This is a genomic window from Rhodococcus artemisiae (assembly GCF_036327795.1).
GTDB lineage: Bacteria > Actinomycetota > Actinomycetes > Mycobacteriales > Mycobacteriaceae > Rhodococcus > Rhodococcus artemisiae.
In genome coordinates, this window is record NZ_JAUTXY010000001.1 from 40,059 (window position 1) to 55,656 (window position 15,598).

Below are 15,598 nucleotides of genomic sequence, written 5' to 3' on the forward strand. Positions count from 1 at the left end.
CCGAGCCCAGATGGCAGGATGAGGTCCGTGACCGAACCCGACACTTCCGCACCTCCCACCGGGACGCCGTCGCTGATGCTGCTCGACAGCGCCGGCCTGTGGTTCCGCGCGTTCTACGGCGTGCCCGATTCCCTCACCGGCCCCGACGGCACCCCTGTCAACGCGATCCGCGGGTTCGTCGACATGGTCGCAACGTTGGTGCGCCGCCATCGCCCCACCCGGATGGTCGCCTGCCTGGATCTGGATTGGCGGCCCGCATTCCGGGTCGCGGCGGTGCCCAGCTACAAGGCGCACCGCGTCGCCGCCGACTCTCTCGACGGCACCGTCGAAGACGTCCCGCCCGCGCTGAGCCCGCAGATCCCGGTGATCCTCGACATCCTCGCCGCCGCAGGCATCGCCACCGGCGGCGCCGACGGTTTCGAAGCCGACGACGTGATGGGCACTCTCGCCGCGACCGAACGCACCGATCCGGTGGTGGTGGTCAGCGGCGACCGTGATCTGCTGCAGGTCGTCACCGACACCCCCGTACCCGTGCGGGTGCTGTATGTGGGTCGGGGCCTGGCGAAAGCCGAGTTGTACGACCCGGCGCTGGTCGCGGACAAATACGGAGTGCCTCTGGACCGGGCCGGCGCAGCCTATGCCGAACTCGCGGTGTTGCGCGGCGACCCGTCGGACGGGTTGCCCGGCGTCAAAGGAATCGGGGACAAGACCGCGTCCGGGCTGCTGATGCAGTACGGCTCGCTCGCCGCGGTGCGCGCGGCGGCGCTCGACGAGTCGACGTCGCTCGCGAAAGGCATGCGCAGCAAGCTCGTCGCCGCGTCCGACTATCTGGACGTGGCGATGCCGGTGGTGCGGGTCGCCACCGACGCGCCGGTGCAGCGTTCGAAGTCCGACGAGCTGCCGTCGGCGCCGGCCGATCCGGACGCGTTGACCGCGCTCGCGCAGCGGTGGGGTGTCGACCGGGCCGTGGGGTCGCTCACCGCGGCCCTCGCCGGACAGTAACCCCCGCATGACCGACCAGAATCCGATCGGGAAGATCGGACGCCTCACCCTGGCCACCCGAGGGGCCGACGGACCCGGACAGGTGGAATTGACGATCCGTGGTGGCCGCGAGACCTACACCGCGTGGTCCGCGCAGCCGCTGCCCACGATGTCCACCGTCCTGGTGGTCGCCGACCGTGGTGGCCGCGTCCTGGACGTCGAGTCGTGGCTGGACCTGAATTTCGACAGTGAGACAGGCAAGACCCAACGAGGCAGTTCATGACCCAGCTGTACCCAACACAGCTGTACCCAACACAGAGGAGTCCGAATGTTCGGCTATCGAGTGCCCGCCCCCAACGAGGCCCTACTCATTTCCGGTGGGAGTCGAGGTGGCGACGGGGCACCGTTCCGTGTGGTCACCGGTCAGGGTGCGTTCGTGATCCCGGTCCTGCGTAAAGCAGACATCCTGTCGCTGGACCTGCACGAGGCCCTCATCAAGGAAACCTGCGTGACCACCCAGGGTGTGGAACTGTCGGTCAGCGCAGTGGTCGCATTCAAGGTGGGCAACGACAACGAATCGATCGTCAACGCTGCGCAGCGTTTCCTGTCCTCGCAGACGGGCGCGATGGCCGGCACCGTCGGGGAGATCTTCGCCGGTCACCTGCGATCGATCATCGGTTCGATGACGGTCGAACAGATCATCCGTCAGCGTGAGGTCCTCGCCTCGCAGGTGCTCGACAGCTCCAACGTGGAGATGGGCCGCATGGGTCTGATCGTCGATTCGATGCAGATCCGGTCCATCGACGACTGCGGCTCCGGCTACATCGATTCGTTGCGCGCACCCCACCTCGCACAGGTGGAGCGGGAGGCGAAAATCGCTCAAGCAGAAGCTGATCGGGCGTCCGCTGAAGCGCAGCAGGAATCGCGGCGTCGGCAGGCCGAGTACACACGCGAGACCGCCATCAAGGAATCGGAGATCCAGGCCGAGACCGACCGCGCCAAGGCGGAGTCCGCGCAGGCCGGACCGCTCGCGCAGGCCACCGCTCAGCGCGAGGTCCTCGAGGCGCAGTCGGAATTGGCCGTCAAGCAGGCGGAACTGCGGGAGAAGCAGCTGCAGAGCGAGGTCATCAAACCGGCCGAGGCAAAGGCCCGCGAGACCGAGATCCTGGCCAAGGCAAAGGCCGAGGAGATCCGGATCCTGGCCGAGGCCGCCGCCTCCAACGGTCGTGTCGCACTGGATCAGACGCTGATCGAGCAGTTGCCTCTCATCGTGGAGGCCGCCGCGAAGGGCCTGGCCAACTCCAACCTGACCATCCTCAACGGTCAGGAAGGTGTCAACGACACCATTTCCGGCATGGTCGGTCAGGGCCTGGCCGTGTTCGGGGCGCTCCAGAAGGGCATCCTGAGCGGCGACAACGACGACGAGCAGTCGGGTCTGCACGAGATCGCCGGCTGACCCGGTAGTCACCCGGCGGCCGGACGCACGGCGCGGCTCCTGCCGACCGTGTTCCGGCTTCTCGCCTATCGGATGTGCGCGAGAAGCGCTCGGCCGGTGTTCCATTCACCGAATAGCGCGGGACCTGTCGGTTCGGTGTCGCCCGGACGGTGGTGCACTACCACCGGCGTATCTCCTGCCTCGATCACAGTGTCGGTTCCGGCAGCGGTTGTCCGTACCTCGATGACCGTCGGAACAGCCCCCGACCCGGATCCGTTGCCCCGGACACGCACAGTGTTCTCGACCTTCCGCGGTGCCGTGCCGTCGACGTGCAGGAACTGCTCGGCTTCACGTCCGGCACCGTCGATGGTGGCAAGCGACTGCCCGACGTAGACGGGGTCGGTCGTGGCGTCGTAGATGTAGCGGTGACCGAGCACCGAATGCTCCATCTCTCCCACCCGCCGCGCTGTCGGCAGCGGTGCCCCGCGGTAGGTCAGCGGTACTTGGTAGACCGACCCATCCGCGTCGCGCACCAGATGGATTTCGATCCCGCTTTCTCCGCGTGCCGCGTTCGAGGTGAATCCATCGTCTGTTCGAGGACGATGTGGAACGACGAGAATGGGTGGGGAGCAATCGATTCAGAGCAGACCCCGGGCGAAAGCTGGGCGCAGTACTGCAACATCATCGGCGAAGGCTTCGTACCGTACCGGTCGGACTCACTGTCCTGCTTGGCTGGGAGCAGGTTGCCGAGCAGAACGGCCACCGGTACCACGCAACTCGGACAGATCAGCTGCTCGAGTACTTCCCCGCCCTCGAGCGGGCTTTCGACTACGCCACCTCCAAGGCCGCCTTGGTGCTGCTCACCGGCTACCAGACCCCCGACGGGATCCGCCGGATCGGCGCGGCCCGACTCGAAGCGTGGCTGCGGAAACGCCACGCCCGCAATGCCTCCCGCGTTGCACAGACCGCGATCGCGGCGGCGCAGGCGCAGCACACTCGGGTACCCGACCAGCAGGTCGCCGCCGAGGTGGTCGCACGGCTGGCCAAGGAGGTGATCGCCCTCGATACGCAGATCGGTGAAACCGAAGCGCAGATCGAGGCCCGATTTCGCAGTCATCGGCACGCACGGATCATCGTGAGTATGCCCGGCTTCGGGCCGATCCTCGGTGCGGAGTTCCTCGCGGCCACCGGCGGGGACATGAGCGTGTTCGAGTCCGCCGACCGGTTCGCCGGTGTTGCCGGACGCGCTCCGGTTCCTCGTGATTCCGGCCGGATACGCGGCAATCTGCACCGGCCGAGACGCTACGACCGGCGCCTGCTGCGTGCCTGCTATATGTCCGCCATGGTCAGTATCGGCAGCTGCGTCGAATCGAGGGTCTACTACGACCGGAAACGCGCCGAAGGGAAACGCCACACTCAAGCTGTCCTTGCCCTGGGTCGCCGACGTGTGAACGTGCTGTGGGCGATGCTCCGCGATGAGGTGCTCCACCGGCCCGCGTCTACCGTCGCGGCGGCTTGACAACTTCATTGAGAATCTCCTGCCGCAACATCACCGCCCGGGTGGCCGGCTGATGCTTGGTCAGAACACGGTCGCACATGGAGGGCGACTCCGTTCAGGCCCCAGACTGCGATGAGCACACCGGCGATACCGATACCCGTCGCAACGAATCCGGACGCGGAGTCAATTGTGCCGACGCCGAGTATCCGGCCCAGCTCCGTCGCGGTGATCAGGTTGGCGACGAGTACCACTGCCGCAATCACGCCCATCGTTGTCGATCGCTCCGGAATTGCCAGCGCCAGTACCACGAGCGCGACGACGAACAGGGGACCGAAGATCCCGGCGACAGAGGGCAGCAGGGACACGACCGCACCTGCGAGGACCCAGCGACAACGCACCGGAGTGGAAGTGCCGGCTCGATGCGCCCGCCACACACAGGCGGACCACAAGACCACGCATGCGAGAGGCGAGAGGAACCACCCGGCGATACCTGGAGAAGCGTTGCCGTTGATGAACCAGGTCGCCGCCCAGGCCAGTGTTGCCACTCCGAGAACGCCCAAGGACACATCACCTACGAACCGGTCCCGATGTGCAGGATGTTGCTCGGTCGCGGTCCACTGATCACTCACGTCCGTCACTCTAGGGGCGACGGGCACGAAATGGAGACGGTAACGATACCGCTCGGTGCAGATGCGGAACCCTCATGGCTCAACTCTGTGGCAGTGCGTGATTGTCACGAAGTGGACTCGCGGGCCTTCGCAAACCTGTTGCCCGGCCACCGCGGCCACTGCTACTTTCCGGAGGCCGTGCGAGAGAACGAGGAGGTGGTACCCGTGAACGCAGTATCGACATGGGTGCTCCCCTCCGGGGTCACGGTCGGACGATAGGTCGTCCGGGAGCGCCGTTGATGAGCACTCCCGAAAGGCACGACCATGCATTTCACTTCCGAAACTCGACTCGACGACAGTGTCCTCGAACGCGAATTCACTCTCGGCGAGATTCCCGGCTTCCTGTGGACAGCCGCATCCGCATCCACTCCTGTCCCGCTGATCCTGCTCGGGCATCCCCCACTCGGACTGCACACGATGTACCCGCGTCTGCTGGCCAGGGCCCGTGCTGCCGTGGCAGCGGGATACGCCTCGGCCACCATCGAGAACCCCTGGAGCGGTGCCAGGCCTCGATCGGCCGCCGCGGATGAGGCCAGAGCCGATTTGCGTCGGGCGTTGCAGGCCGGCGAGCCGGTCAGCGACGAACTCGGCGACCGGCTCGTTCTCCCCGGCGTCGACAGGGCGGTCCCGGAATTGCAGACGGCCTTGGACACTCTGCTCACGCTGCCGCAGATCGGCGGCCCGGTGGGGTATTCGGGCGGAGTGATCGCCCTCGGCGTCCGGCTGGCGGTGGTCGAGCCGCGCATCACTGCCGCGGTGCTGTTCGCGGGGAGTTTCGTGCCCCGCACCATCGTCGAGGAGGCCCGGCAGGTCACCATTCCGCTGCATGTCCTGATGCAATGGGACGACGAAGGAAACGACCGGCACCAGGCGTTGGATCTGTTCGATGCGTTCGGCTCGAGGGAGAAGACACTGCACGCCAACATGGGCGGGCACGCCGGTGTCCCGCAGCACGCCGGCGACGAGACGAACCGGTTCTTCGCCCGGCACCTGAAGTGAGGACCCGCCCTCGGACCGACGGCACACGCTAGGCGCCGTCGGCCGGAGCGCCGCTCATCGAGGTCAGTCCCCGCCCGGCATTCCTCGATGAGCGGTCGACGGGGGTCGCGGCCCGCCGATGCCCTGCCCCGGAGGGGTGCACAGTTTTCGTGGCCCCCAAACCTCTTGATCGTCATAAGAGGGAATTATGACGATCAAACCGCTTCCATGCGTGAGTGTGCATATGTCCGTCCGATCTGTAACGAAACACCACAATATTTCCGAGTTGGCGAATATTGTGGGTTATTGACCTCATACTCCGTAATTGAATTACGTTTCATTTCATATTACGTTTCATTTTATGTACTCTTATGACGTGGCTGGAGACGGTCGAAAGGGACTCGAATGAGCGATACGACGAAGACGGAACCCGCGGCCGGCGCAGAAACCGAGAAACCGCGCGTCGGCCGACCCCGGAAATACGACTCCCCCGCAGACCGGGTCCGCGCCCACCGCGAACGCGCGCGGCGCCGCAAGGAAGCCGAACAACTCGCCGAACTCACCGACCCCGCCACACCGATCGATGCGGCCGCGAACCTCACCGCCGCGGTCACCGCACTGCGCGCCCTCACCGCCGCGAGCATCGAACAGCACACCGCCGTCGCCACCCAGATCACTGCGGCCCTCGACAAGCTCACCGACCCCGGGGCGCTCGACGCGCAACTGCACCGGGCCGCCACCGAACTCGCCAAGGTCAAGGCCGATGCCGACGCCAAGATCGCCCGTCTCAAGGAACAACTCACGCAGGCCACCGACGACCGCGACAACGCCGACGCCGCAGTCGAGGCGGTCGACCGTGAACTGTCCGACGCGCGCGCCGCCCACAGCGAGCAGATCCGCACACTCGACACCACACATCACGACGAACTGGCCCGCCTCACCGAGGACCATGCGGACGCCCTACACCGGCATCGTGACGAACACGCGGCCGCGGTCGCCGAATACGACCGGACCGTCAGCGAACTGCACGCGACGATTGCCGCGCAGCGCGAACACCTCGAGGCTGCAACCGGCGAACGCGACCGACTCCGCGCCGAACTCGGCGAGAGTCACGAGCGACTCGCCCGCGCCGACACCGCGGTCGAACGTGCCCGCGCCGACACCGAGCGGCACGCCGCGACCATCGGCCGTCTCGAATCCGATCTCGGTACCGAACGGCGCCGCGTCGCCGAACTCCGAGACGCACTCGAAGATGCGCGGGTCACCTCCGCCACCGCACGCGCCGCGGAAACTGCGGCCCGCGACCGCGGCGACGAACTACGCGCCGAGATCACCGCGCTGCGCACCGAACTGTCCGCACTGCGGTCCGACGCCGACGCGGCCCGCGCGGAACTTGTCAGGGTCCGCCCAGCACTCTCACCCACCGCCGCCGAACCCGACGCCTCCGACCAGTCGATGTGAACTCGCTATCGAACGGTCCTACCTCGCGCCATCGCCTGAGGTGCACTAGCTCAAGCCCTGAACTTATGCGCCCGCATTAGGGTGACTGCCGGTGCCGTCGAGCCGATGCCCGAGCATGAACGTGATCTCCCACGAACGACCAAGTTCCGCTTTCACCGATTACGCAGGTGCAGCCGCAGCCTCTCCGGTCTGATCGTCCGCAATTCCGACACCGACAATTCGTACCCCGGGGTCGGCGCCGCGTCGAAGCGCATGAGGATGCGGGCCAACGCGAGCACAGCTTCATGCAGCGCGAACTGTCTGCCGATGCATGCACGCGCACCGACCCCGAACGGCTTGTAGGCATGTGCGGGGCGGGCGCGCACGGCAGCGGGAAGGAACCGGTCCGGATCGAAGTCCTCCGCGTTCTCACCCCACAGCCGACGGTCGTGGTGCAGCGCGAGCAGCACCACCAGAATCGTGGCGCCCTTCCCGAGCGAAAGACAATGTTCCCGCCGTTGTCTCGTGGCCCGCGATCAGGAACGTCAGCACCTGGTTGCGAATGCTCCGGTCCGACAGCAATTCGCCTGTGTCGGGATCAGGATGCTCGAGCATGCGCTGGAGCAGATCGTCCTGCCTCGGTGTCGTCCCTTCACGTCGAGCGGCGATGACATCGTCGACCGATCGCGTCAACAGGGCTATGTCCTTCGGGTTCTGCCGCAGCGCCTTCCAGCCGAGATCTCTCGGAGAACGGGGACGTCGTTCGCGGCCTTCGACGCGAACGACAGCACCCGCGTCATCGCCTCGACGAACTCGTGTCGTTCATGGTCGAAGGAATCGAAGCTGTATCCGAATCCGGTCCGTCCGATCACTTCCAAGGTCAGCCGGTTCATGTCCGACGAGATATCCGCCGGGCCGCGCCCGGCCTGATCCGTCCAGTAGTCGCACAGGTCATCGACACAGTACGTCATCGCGTCGTGGTAGCCGTGGCGGAGGTACTCGCGGTGCTCGACCGGATCCGGCAAGAATTCGACGACGGGCAGACCGGTGACACGAAGGTCTCGCTCGCCGACGTCATCGTCCTCGGCGGATGCGCCGCCGTCGAACAGGCCGCAAAGGCGGCGGGACACGGCGTCACGGTCCCGTTCACACCGGGCCGCACCGGCGCCGCACAGGACCAGACCGACGCGGAGTCGTCTGCGGTGCTCGAACCGAAAGCCGACGGATTCCGCAACTATCTGTGAGCCGGTGAGAAGCAACCACCGGAGCGGCTCCTCTCGACCGGGCGAATCTGCTGACCTTGACGGCACCCGAGATGACGGTGTTGCTCGGCGGGATGCGTGTGCTGAACACCAACCACGGTGGAGACTCTCATGGTGTTCTGACCGACCGGCCCGGGATGTTGACCACCGATTGATTTCTTCGTGAACGTCACGGATATGGGTATCGAATGGTCGTCCTCGACGAGCGAGGAGTGCGTCTACGAGGGACGTGACCGAGTCACCGGTGATCCCCGAGGGACCGCGACCGCCGTCGATCTCGTCTTCGGTTCGAACTCGCAGCTGCGCGGTATCGCCGAGGTGTATGCGAGCGATGACGCGCAGCCCCAGTTCGTCCGTGATTTCGTGGCGGCGTGGGACAAGGTGATGAATCTGGATGGGTTCGACGTCGCCTGAACTCGCGGCGATCGATCAGCCCAGGTCGGATACCGCGGTGTTGGCGCCGCAGAGAACCACGCACAGGGTTCGGCCTGCGGTCTCGGTGACCGTCCCGGCCAGAATCGGTGCGAGCGCCGCGGCCGTGCCGTGTTCGACGACGATGCGCAGTTCGTCCCACAACCACCGTCGCGCGTCGACGATGCCGGTGTCGTCGACGACGAGACTGTCGATGCGGCCGGTACTCGCCGCCGCCCACGCAAGGTTGCCGATGCGGGTGGCACCGAGCGAATCGGCGGCGATGCTGTTCACCTCGATGTCGATCGGTGCTCCCGCGGCGAGTGCGCGGTGCAGGGTTGCCGCTCCGACGGGTTCGACCCCGTGGATCATGTCGGTGCCGCGGACCCCGGCGGTGAGTCCGGCGACCAGTCCCCCACCTCCGACTGCGACAAGACAGTCCAGTGGCGTATCGAGCTGTTCGCACAATTCGAGCGCGATGGTGCCGGCCCCTGCGACGATGTCCGGCAGGTCGTAGGCGTGCAGCTTCACGGCGCCGAGTTCACGTGCGAGGGTCGAGGCGTGCGCGGCGGCGTCGGCGTAGGACGAACCCACCCGGTGCACGGTCGCGCCGAGGCGCTGCAACCGGTCGAGTTTCGCCGGTGGTGCGGCTTCGGGAACGACGACGGTGCAGGGTGTGTCCCAGTATCGGGCCGCCCAGGCGGCACCGATCGCGGCGTTGCCGCCGGAGGCGATGAGTACGCCCGCGGCGGGGAGCGTACCGTTCTCGCGGGCGCGGCCGAGCGCGTTGAGGCTGCCTCGAACCTTGAAGGATCCGCCGTGCTGCAGATACTCGAGTTTGAACACCACCTCGACCGGGCCGTTCGGGGTGGGCACCGCCGCGGTGAGGATCGGGGTGCGCCGCACGATCGAGGTGATGCGGCACGCAGCGTCGACGACGGACTCGTGATCGACCGCCGTTGCCGGTGCTGTTGCTCGGGGGTTGTCGTGGTCGGGGCTCACCGATACACGATCCATCCGAAGAGCCCGAACTGCACGATCGCGTCGGCGACGTCACCGTCGATCAGGCGGGGGTTCCCGCCGCGCACCGCGTCACGAGTGTGCGCATGGTGGGCGTCGTCGTCGAGGAGCATCGTCCTGATCCCGCGTTGCGCGACGCTCTCGTCGATGATGTGGATCGTGCCACCTGTCTCCGTGATGCGTGCGGTGGCGACACCGTCCCAGTCCTCGACGGTCGCCCACGCGGCGACTCCGCCGCCCTCGATGGCCTCGCGCAGGATCTGGCCGATCAGTTCGCTCGTCGGGTGCACCGCGCGAGCGTAGCCGGATCGCCTCCCAACCACGAGAGACACTACGGATTCTCGTGCGGACCCGGAGTCTCGATCCAGAAGAACACCTCCTGTACCTGCCGGTCGAACGCGGCGCTGATGCGCATCGCCACATCCAAGCTCGGTTGCTGCTGTTCACGTTCGAGGGAGCCGATCGTCTGCGCATGCGTCCCGGTCAGGATCGCCAACTGGTGGCGGGACAGTCCACGTGTGCTCCGTAGTTCCCGAACGATATTGCCGATGCGGCGTTTCGTCCTGTTTCGAGGCATGGTCTACATGTTAGGAAAACACAATAGATCAATGTAGTTTTCGAACCAGTCTGATGTGTCCGCGGAAGTCGGGGCCACGCAGAAATCCCCGCCCACGTGCAGTGAGCGGGGATGTCGGATGACGCGTGTCTCCGGTGGAGACGGTCAGTTCGGTCGGCTGACCTCGTAGGTGCCGTTGTCGTCGGTGAAGGTCAACGTCACTGACCGGTGCTGCCCATCGACCGTGAGGGTGCATTCGAAACTCGCCCCCGCCTCGACCTTCTGATCACCCGGGCACGACACGTCACCGATTTCCTCGGCGCCGTACGACTCGGTGAGGACCTGCTCCACCCCGGCCTGCGCGGCCTCGGAATCGAGAGTGGTGCCGCCACCGAGGGTCATGAACCCGATCACCACGGCGATCACCACCACGACGAGCACGCCGACGCCACCGAGAATCAACGGCAGCTTCGAACCGTTTCCTCCCGATGTCCCCCCGGGCTGCTGCGGAGGCTGCCACGTTGCGCCACCGGGTTGTTGCTGCCCCCATCCGGGCTGACCACCCGGCCCGGTGGCGGGCTGCTGCCAGGCCTGCCCGGGCTGCCCCTGCGGAGGCCACTGCTGACCGCCCGCCTGACCCGGCTGCCCCCATCCGGGCTGCGCGCCGGACGTGGCAGGCGCGCCCCACGGCTGGCCACCGGTTCCCTGACCGGGCTGGGCACCCCACTGCGGCGACTGCTGCTGCCCCCACTGGTCGTGCGCCTGCGGTGCCTGTCCGCCCTGCGGTGCACCCCATGCGCCCCCGCCGCCCTGACCCGGCGGCTGCTGCCCCCACTGAGGTTGCGGCTGCGACTGCTGACCCCACTGCTGAGTGGGCGCCGTAGAATCACCGCCCGGAGCGGCACCCCACTGCCGGGTCGGTGCTGCCGCGGAGTCACCCGTGGGCGCACCCCACGGCTGTGCAGGCGCCTGCGGCGATGCGTTGTCGGCGCCGGACGCGGGTGGAGCCCACGGGTCCCGCGCCTGCTCGTTACCGTTCGGGTCCTGCGGGTCGTTCGGCCCGGTCATCGTCGCCTCCACTCGCCATCGTTCATAGGTTCAGCGTAATGCTCACCAGCGATCGGTCCCCCGTGTGGCAGCGCGCGTATCAAATCACACATACCGGGCCAGTGGGAGACCCGCCCCGCGTCGCCGACCCGGTCACACCGCCGCTCACGCCGCGGTCGCATCGACGGCCACGACCCCCCGGCGGATCGCCCCGACCGCGCGTCCCGCCGCCTTCGCCAACGCCGGATCCTGTGCCGTAGTGCGGATCTGGTCGAGCAGGTCGATCAACTGCCGACACCACCGCACGAAGTCACCGGGCGAGAGTTCGGTGCCCGTCGCAACGGCCGCCAGCAGCGACTCCGTCAACGACGCGGTACCCGCCCACGTGTACGCAGCAGTCACGAACCCGAAATCCGGTTCGCGGGTCGTCGGCAGCCGGTGCCGCAGTTCATCGGCCCGCAGCTCATCGCACAACCGCACCGTATCGGCCAGTGCCCGCCGGATCGGACCGGTCGGGCCCCGCACGTCCGGCACGTCGTCGCCCCGCGACTCGAAGATCACCGTCGAGACCACCGCCGCGAGCTCCGCCGGCGACAATCCCGCCCACACCCCGGTGCGCAGACACTCGGCGACCAGCAGATCCGATTCGGTGTAGATCCGGGCGAGGCGTCCCCCCGCCTCGGTCGTCGCCGGATCTTCCCCACCCGTCAGATAACCCCGCTCCGACAACAACAACACGATCCGCTCGAATGTGCGCGCCAACGAATCCGTGGTCGCCGCAGCCTTACGTCGCTGGTGCTCGATGTCGCGCAGCAAGCGGTTGTAGCGCTCCCCGACCCGCGCCAACGCCTCCACATCCGGGTTCTCCCGCGCCGGATGCGTGCGCAGCGCACGGCGCAACGCGTCGATCTCGCGGGTGTCGCCGCCGCCGCCGCGGGACCGCTTCGCCCGCCGCGGGGGCACCAGCCCCTTCGACCGCAACGCCGAGGAGATGTCCCGTCGGCCGCGTCCGGTGCGCGGATCGGCGTGCCGCGGCAACTTCAACCGTCCCAGCACCACCGCGGGGGTGGGGAAATCCCCGGCCGAGAGCCGACCCGACCAACCGTCGGCCGTCACCACATACGGACGCGGATCGGTGACGTCATGGTCCGGGTCGATGATCACCGCCAACCCGGTGCGGCGGCCCGCCGGGACCGCGACGATCTCGCCGGGACGCAACGCCACCAGCGACTCGACCGACGCCTGCCGACGATCCTGCCGCTTCTTCCGCTCGTGCTGCCGCTCGGCGTCGGTCAGCTCGGCCCGTAGCCGCACGTAATCGAAGATCTCGCTGTCGGCGCCGCCGAGTTGCTCACGCATCTTCGCCAGCTGCGCCTCGTTGCGTTCGATGCCGCGGGTGGCGCCGACGACCGACTTGTCGGCCTGGAACTGCGCGAACGACATCTCCAGCAGCGCGCGGGACCGCTCCACCCCGACCGCGTCGATGAGGTTGACCGCCATGTTGTACGACGGACGGAACGAACTGCGCAGCGGGAAGGTGCGTGTCGAGGCCAGACCCGCGACGGCGGCCGGTTCCACGCCCGGCTGCCACAGCACCACCGCGTGTCCCTCGACGTCGATACCGCGACGCCCGGCCCGGCCCGTGAGCTGCGTGTATTCGCCGGGGGTGAGCTCGGCGTGGGTTTCCCCGTTGTATTTGACCAACCGTTCGAGCACCACCGTGCGCGCCGGCATGTTGATGCCCAAGGCGAGGGTTTCGGTAGCGAACACCGCACGCACCAACCCGCGCACGAACAGTTCCTCGACGGTGTGCCGGAACGCCGGCAACATCCCCGCATGATGCGCGGCGATGCCGCGTTCGAGGGCGGTACGCCACGACGCGAACCCCAGCACCTCGAGATCGGCGCGCGGCAACTCGCGGGTGTGCTCGGTGACGATCTGCCGGATCTCGGTGGCTTCCTCATCGGTGGTCAGATGCAGCCCGGACCGCAGGCACTGCGAGACCGCCGCGTCGCAGCCGGCACGGGAGAACACGAACGTGATCGCCGGCAACAATCCCTCGGCGTCGAGCCGGGCGATCACATCGGGGCGGGGAATCGGCCGGAACGTGCCCCGCCCGCGGGACTGCCAGCGGTCACCGTCGATGCTCGCGCGGCGCCGCACCTGCGCCGCCAACTCCGGATCCACCACGACCCCGCGGCGCCGCTCGGTCGCGGGAGTGTCGGCGGGTTCGGCGCGAGCGTCGAACAGGTCGTACAGGCGAGGCCCGACCATCATGTGCTGATGCAGCGGGATGGGGCGCACCTCGTCGACGACGACGCTGGTGTCGCCGCGCACCGTGGTCATCCACTCACCGAACTCCTCGGCGTTGGACACCGTCGCCGACAGGCTCACCAGCCGCACATCCTCCGGCAGATGCAGGATCACTTCCTCCCACACAGCGCCGCGGAACCGGTCCGCGAGGAAATGCACCTCGTCCATCACGACATGACTCAAACCGATCAGCGTCGTCGACGACGCGTAGAGCATGTTGCGCAGCACCTCGGTGGTCATCACCACCACCGGCGCATTCGGGTTGATCGACTGATCGCCGGTGAGCAACCCCACCGCGTCCTTGCCGTGCCGAGCACACAGATCCGCGTACTTCTGGTTGCTCAGCGCCTTGATCGGGGTGGTGTAGAAGCATTTGGTGCCGGCCTCGAGGGCCAAGTGCACCGCGAATTCCCCCACAACGGTCTTCCCGGCGCCGGTCGGGGCGCACACCAGCACCGAATGCCCGCCCTCGAGCGCGCGGCACGCCTGCTGCTGGAACGGATCCAGCGGAAACGCCAGACCGGCAGCGAAAGCATCCAGCTGTGGTGCCGCCGCGTCCGCCCGAGGTGTATCGGCGGGGCCCGTCACAGCGTGTCGGAATAGTCGGTGGGTGCTGGAGCCGAGGACGGCTTCTCGACCGGAGTCGGCTTCGGGATCGCCGAACCCTCCTCGTCGTCGAGATCACCCCAACCCTCGTCGCGGGCCTTGCGGGCGCGGCGCTTGTCGTTCAGGCGCGCGATCTGGATGGAGAACTCCACCAGGATCGTCAGTGCCAACGCCAACGCGAGCATCGAGAACGGATCCTGGCCCGGCGTCGCGATCGCAGCGAAGACGAACACCGCCATGATCAGGCCGCGGCGCCACGCCTTGAGCTTCTCGTAGGAGAGCATCCCCACCGCGTTGAGCGCGACGAGCACCAGCGGAATCTCGAACGACACCCCGAAGATCACCAGCAGGTTGATCATGAAGCCGAAATATTCGGAGCCGGACAGCGCGGTGACCTGCACGTCGTTGCCGACGGTCAACAGGAACGACAACGCGTGGGTGACCACGAGATACGCCAGGACGGCACCGGTGATGAACAGTGCCGCGCCGGAGGTGACGAACCCGACCGCGTAGCGGCGTTCCTTCGAATACAGGCCGGGGGTGATGAACGCCCAGAATTGATACAGCCACACCGGGGAGGCGAGCACCACACCGGCGGTCGCCGCGACCTTCAACCGCAACATGAACTGTTCGAACGGGCCGGTGGCCAGCAGATAACAGCCGCCGTCGCTGCTGATGTCGGCGCGGGACGCGGCCGGCAGCGAACAGTACGGCTCGAGGAGGATCTCACCGAGACTCGACGTGCCGAACGGGCCGTGGCTGTACCAGAAGAACCCGGCGATGGTGGTGACGATCACCGCGGCAACGGCGATGAGCAGCCGTGTGCGCAACTCGTAGAGATGCTCGACCAGCGACATATTGCCGTCGGGATTTGTCTTGCGCCGACTGCGGCGTGGATCGAACGGGATGCGCACGGTTCGGGTCTCAGCTCCTGTCAGGGCCACCACCGCGGTGGGGCACTGGGATCAGCGGAAACCGGGACACCTCGCGGGTGCCCCGGTGGCGAGAACGTCGGTCAGGCCGACCGTTGGTCGGGCTGAGGGGCCTGCTGCGTCGGAATCTGCTGCGTCGGCTCCACCGCGGCCGGCAACGGGTTCGGCGCAGGCTGCGCAGCCGTCGTCGGAGCGTCGTCGTTCTGCATCTCCTTGACTTCGCTCTTGAAGATCCGGAGCGAACGGCCCAGACCGCGTGCGGCATCCGGCAGCTTCTTCGAGCCGAACAAGATGATGACGACCAACGCGACGATGGCCCAGTGCCACGGGCTCATTGCACCCATTTACAACCTCCACTGATTGGCTCTGCATGATGCTACCGGACCGAAGCACACCCGCGGCCACACGAAAGCGGTTCCACACACTGTTAGTGCAGAGTTCACACGACTGT

Annotated in this window: 17 protein-coding genes and 2 pseudogenes; 7 read left to right on the plus strand and 12 right to left on the minus strand. The window is 67.1% G+C overall.

Going from position 1 to position 15,598, the window contains the following annotated elements:
- Nucleotides 1-18: 18 nt before the first annotated feature.
- From Q7514_RS00215 to Q7514_RS00225, 3 genes are read left to right on the plus strand one after another with little or no spacing between them, the layout of a single operon-like run.
- Nucleotides 19-1,002, plus strand: coding sequence for a 5'-3' exonuclease (locus Q7514_RS00215; RefSeq protein WP_330131275.1), 984 nt, complete (start codon nt 19-21; stop codon nt 1,000-1,002).
- 7 nt (nt 1,003-1,009) lie between these two features.
- Nucleotides 1,010-1,264, plus strand: coding sequence for a hypothetical protein (locus tag Q7514_RS00220; protein ID WP_330131276.1), 255 nt, complete (start codon nt 1,010-1,012; stop codon nt 1,262-1,264).
- Between the two features lie 45 nt (nt 1,265-1,309).
- Nucleotides 1,310-2,437, plus strand: a complete 1,128-nt coding sequence (locus Q7514_RS00225) for a flotillin family protein (protein ID WP_330131277.1) — start codon at nt 1,310-1,312, stop codon at nt 2,435-2,437.
- A gap of 65 nt (nt 2,438-2,502) precedes the next feature.
- On the opposite strand, the gene Q7514_RS00230 is transcribed toward Q7514_RS00225, so the two are convergent.
- A complete protein-coding gene (locus Q7514_RS00230) occupies nt 2,503-3,054 on the minus strand; it encodes a maltokinase N-terminal cap-like domain-containing protein (protein ID WP_408016025.1) in 552 nt (183 codons plus the stop codon).
- A 170-nt stretch (nt 3,055-3,224) separates the two neighbouring features.
- Between Q7514_RS00230 and Q7514_RS00235 the strand changes: the two are divergent.
- A pseudogene (locus tag Q7514_RS00235) lies at nt 3,225-3,935 on the plus strand (transposase); the annotation flags it as partial.
- Between the two features lie 5 nt (nt 3,936-3,940).
- Here Q7514_RS00235 and Q7514_RS00240 read toward each other — a convergent pair.
- The gene (locus Q7514_RS00240; protein WP_330131278.1) at nt 3,941-4,543 is read right to left on the minus strand and encodes a hypothetical protein; all 603 of its coding nucleotides are present in this window, start codon (nt 4,541-4,543) and stop codon (nt 3,941-3,943) included.
- A 303-nt stretch (nt 4,544-4,846) separates the two neighbouring features.
- Between Q7514_RS00240 and Q7514_RS00245 the strand changes: the two genes are divergently transcribed.
- Both Q7514_RS00245 and Q7514_RS00250 read left to right on the plus strand, forming a co-directional pair.
- Nucleotides 4,847-5,581 carry a dienelactone hydrolase family protein gene (locus Q7514_RS00245; RefSeq protein ID WP_330131279.1) on the plus strand — a complete coding sequence of 245 codons (735 nt, stop codon included), beginning with the start codon at nt 4,847-4,849 and terminating at the stop codon, nt 5,579-5,581.
- A gap of 384 nt (nt 5,582-5,965) precedes the next feature.
- Nucleotides 5,966-7,021 (plus strand): hypothetical protein, encoded by a 1,056-nt coding sequence (locus Q7514_RS00250; RefSeq protein WP_330131280.1) that lies wholly within the window; start codon nt 5,966-5,968, stop codon nt 7,019-7,021.
- 152 nt (nt 7,022-7,173) lie between these two features.
- On the opposite strand, the gene Q7514_RS00255 is transcribed toward Q7514_RS00250, so the two are convergent.
- From Q7514_RS00255 to Q7514_RS00265, 3 genes are read right to left on the minus strand one after another with little or no spacing between them, the layout of a single operon-like run.
- A complete protein-coding gene (locus Q7514_RS00255) occupies nt 7,174-7,470 on the minus strand; it encodes a cytochrome P450 (protein ID WP_330131281.1) in 297 nt (98 codons plus the stop codon).
- Nucleotides 7,430-7,693, minus strand: a complete 264-nt coding sequence (locus Q7514_RS00260) for a cytochrome P450 (RefSeq protein ID WP_330131282.1) — start codon at nt 7,691-7,693, stop codon at nt 7,430-7,432. The genes Q7514_RS00255 and Q7514_RS00260 overlap by 41 nt, the downstream gene beginning before the upstream one ends.
- 5 nt (nt 7,694-7,698) lie before the next feature.
- Complete coding sequence (locus Q7514_RS00265) at nt 7,699-7,971, minus strand: cytochrome P450 (protein WP_330131283.1); 273 nt, start codon at nt 7,969-7,971, stop codon at nt 7,699-7,701.
- A 21-nt stretch (nt 7,972-7,992) separates the two neighbouring features.
- Here Q7514_RS00265 and Q7514_RS00270 point away from each other — a divergent pair.
- Nucleotides 7,993-8,676, plus strand: a pseudogene (locus Q7514_RS00270) (peroxidase family protein); the annotation flags it as partial.
- Between the two features lie 15 nt (nt 8,677-8,691).
- Here the strand turns inward: Q7514_RS00270 and Q7514_RS00275 are convergent.
- From Q7514_RS00275 to tatA, 7 genes are all read right to left on the minus strand, one after another.
- On the minus strand, nt 8,692-9,690 hold the full coding sequence (locus Q7514_RS00275) for a serine/threonine dehydratase (RefSeq protein ID WP_408016005.1): 999 nt from the start codon (nt 9,688-9,690) through the stop codon (nt 8,692-8,694).
- Nucleotides 9,672-9,983 carry a hypothetical protein gene (locus tag Q7514_RS00280; protein WP_330131285.1) on the minus strand — a complete coding sequence of 104 codons (312 nt, stop codon included), beginning with the start codon at nt 9,981-9,983 and terminating at the stop codon, nt 9,672-9,674. The genes Q7514_RS00275 and Q7514_RS00280 overlap by 19 nt, the downstream gene beginning before the upstream one ends.
- Before the next feature lie 41 nt (nt 9,984-10,024).
- A complete protein-coding gene (locus Q7514_RS00285) occupies nt 10,025-10,270 on the minus strand; it encodes a helix-turn-helix transcriptional regulator (protein ID WP_330131286.1) in 246 nt (81 codons plus the stop codon).
- Nucleotides 10,271-10,414: 144 nt separating this feature from the next.
- Entirely contained in the window at nt 10,415-11,317 is a 903-nt protein-coding gene (locus Q7514_RS00290) for a DUF4333 domain-containing protein (RefSeq protein ID WP_330131287.1), read from the minus strand.
- Between the two features lie 144 nt (nt 11,318-11,461).
- On the minus strand, nt 11,462-14,197 hold the full coding sequence (locus Q7514_RS00295; protein WP_330131288.1) for a DEAD/DEAH box helicase: 2,736 nt from the start codon (nt 14,195-14,197) through the stop codon (nt 11,462-11,464).
- Entirely contained in the window at nt 14,194-15,129 is a 936-nt protein-coding gene (gene tatC / locus Q7514_RS00300) for a twin-arginine translocase subunit TatC (protein ID WP_330131289.1), read from the minus strand. The genes Q7514_RS00295 and tatC overlap by 4 nt, the downstream gene beginning before the upstream one ends.
- A 101-nt stretch (nt 15,130-15,230) precedes the next feature.
- Nucleotides 15,231-15,491: a Sec-independent protein translocase subunit TatA gene (gene tatA, locus Q7514_RS00305; protein ID WP_054720344.1), complete on the minus strand. Its 261-nt coding sequence runs from the start codon at nt 15,489-15,491 to the stop codon at nt 15,231-15,233.
- Between the last annotated feature and the right edge of the window lie 107 nt (nt 15,492-15,598).

Excerpts from the sequence above, each read along its gene's own strand:
- Q7514_RS00245 (WP_330131279.1), top strand. The coding sequence starts at position 4,847 with ATGCATTTCACTTCCGAAACTCGACTCGACGACAGTGTCCTCGAACGC.
- Q7514_RS00215 (WP_330131275.1), top strand. The coding sequence starts at position 19 with ATGAGGTCCGTGACCGAACCCGACACTTCCGCACCTCCCACCGGGACG.
- tatA (WP_054720344.1), bottom strand. The coding sequence starts at position 15,491 with ATGGGTGCAATGAGCCCGTGGCACTGGGCCATCGTCGCGTTGGTCGTC.
- Q7514_RS00275 (WP_408016005.1), bottom strand. The coding sequence starts at position 9,690 with ATGGATCGTGTATCGGTGAGCCCCGACCACGACAACCCCCGAGCAACA.
- Q7514_RS00290 (WP_330131287.1), bottom strand. The coding sequence starts at position 11,317 with ATGACCGGGCCGAACGACCCGCAGGACCCGAACGGTAACGAGCAGGCG.
- Q7514_RS00220 (WP_330131276.1), top strand. The coding sequence starts at position 1,010 with ATGACCGACCAGAATCCGATCGGGAAGATCGGACGCCTCACCCTGGCC.
- Q7514_RS00225 (WP_330131277.1), top strand. The coding sequence starts at position 1,310 with ATGTTCGGCTATCGAGTGCCCGCCCCCAACGAGGCCCTACTCATTTCC.
- Q7514_RS00285 (WP_330131286.1), bottom strand. The coding sequence starts at position 10,270 with ATGCCTCGAAACAGGACGAAACGCCGCATCGGCAATATCGTTCGGGAA.
- Q7514_RS00250 (WP_330131280.1), top strand. The coding sequence starts at position 5,966 with ATGAGCGATACGACGAAGACGGAACCCGCGGCCGGCGCAGAAACCGAG.
- Q7514_RS00265 (WP_330131283.1), bottom strand. The coding sequence starts at position 7,971 with ATGACGTACTGTGTCGATGACCTGTGCGACTACTGGACGGATCAGGCC.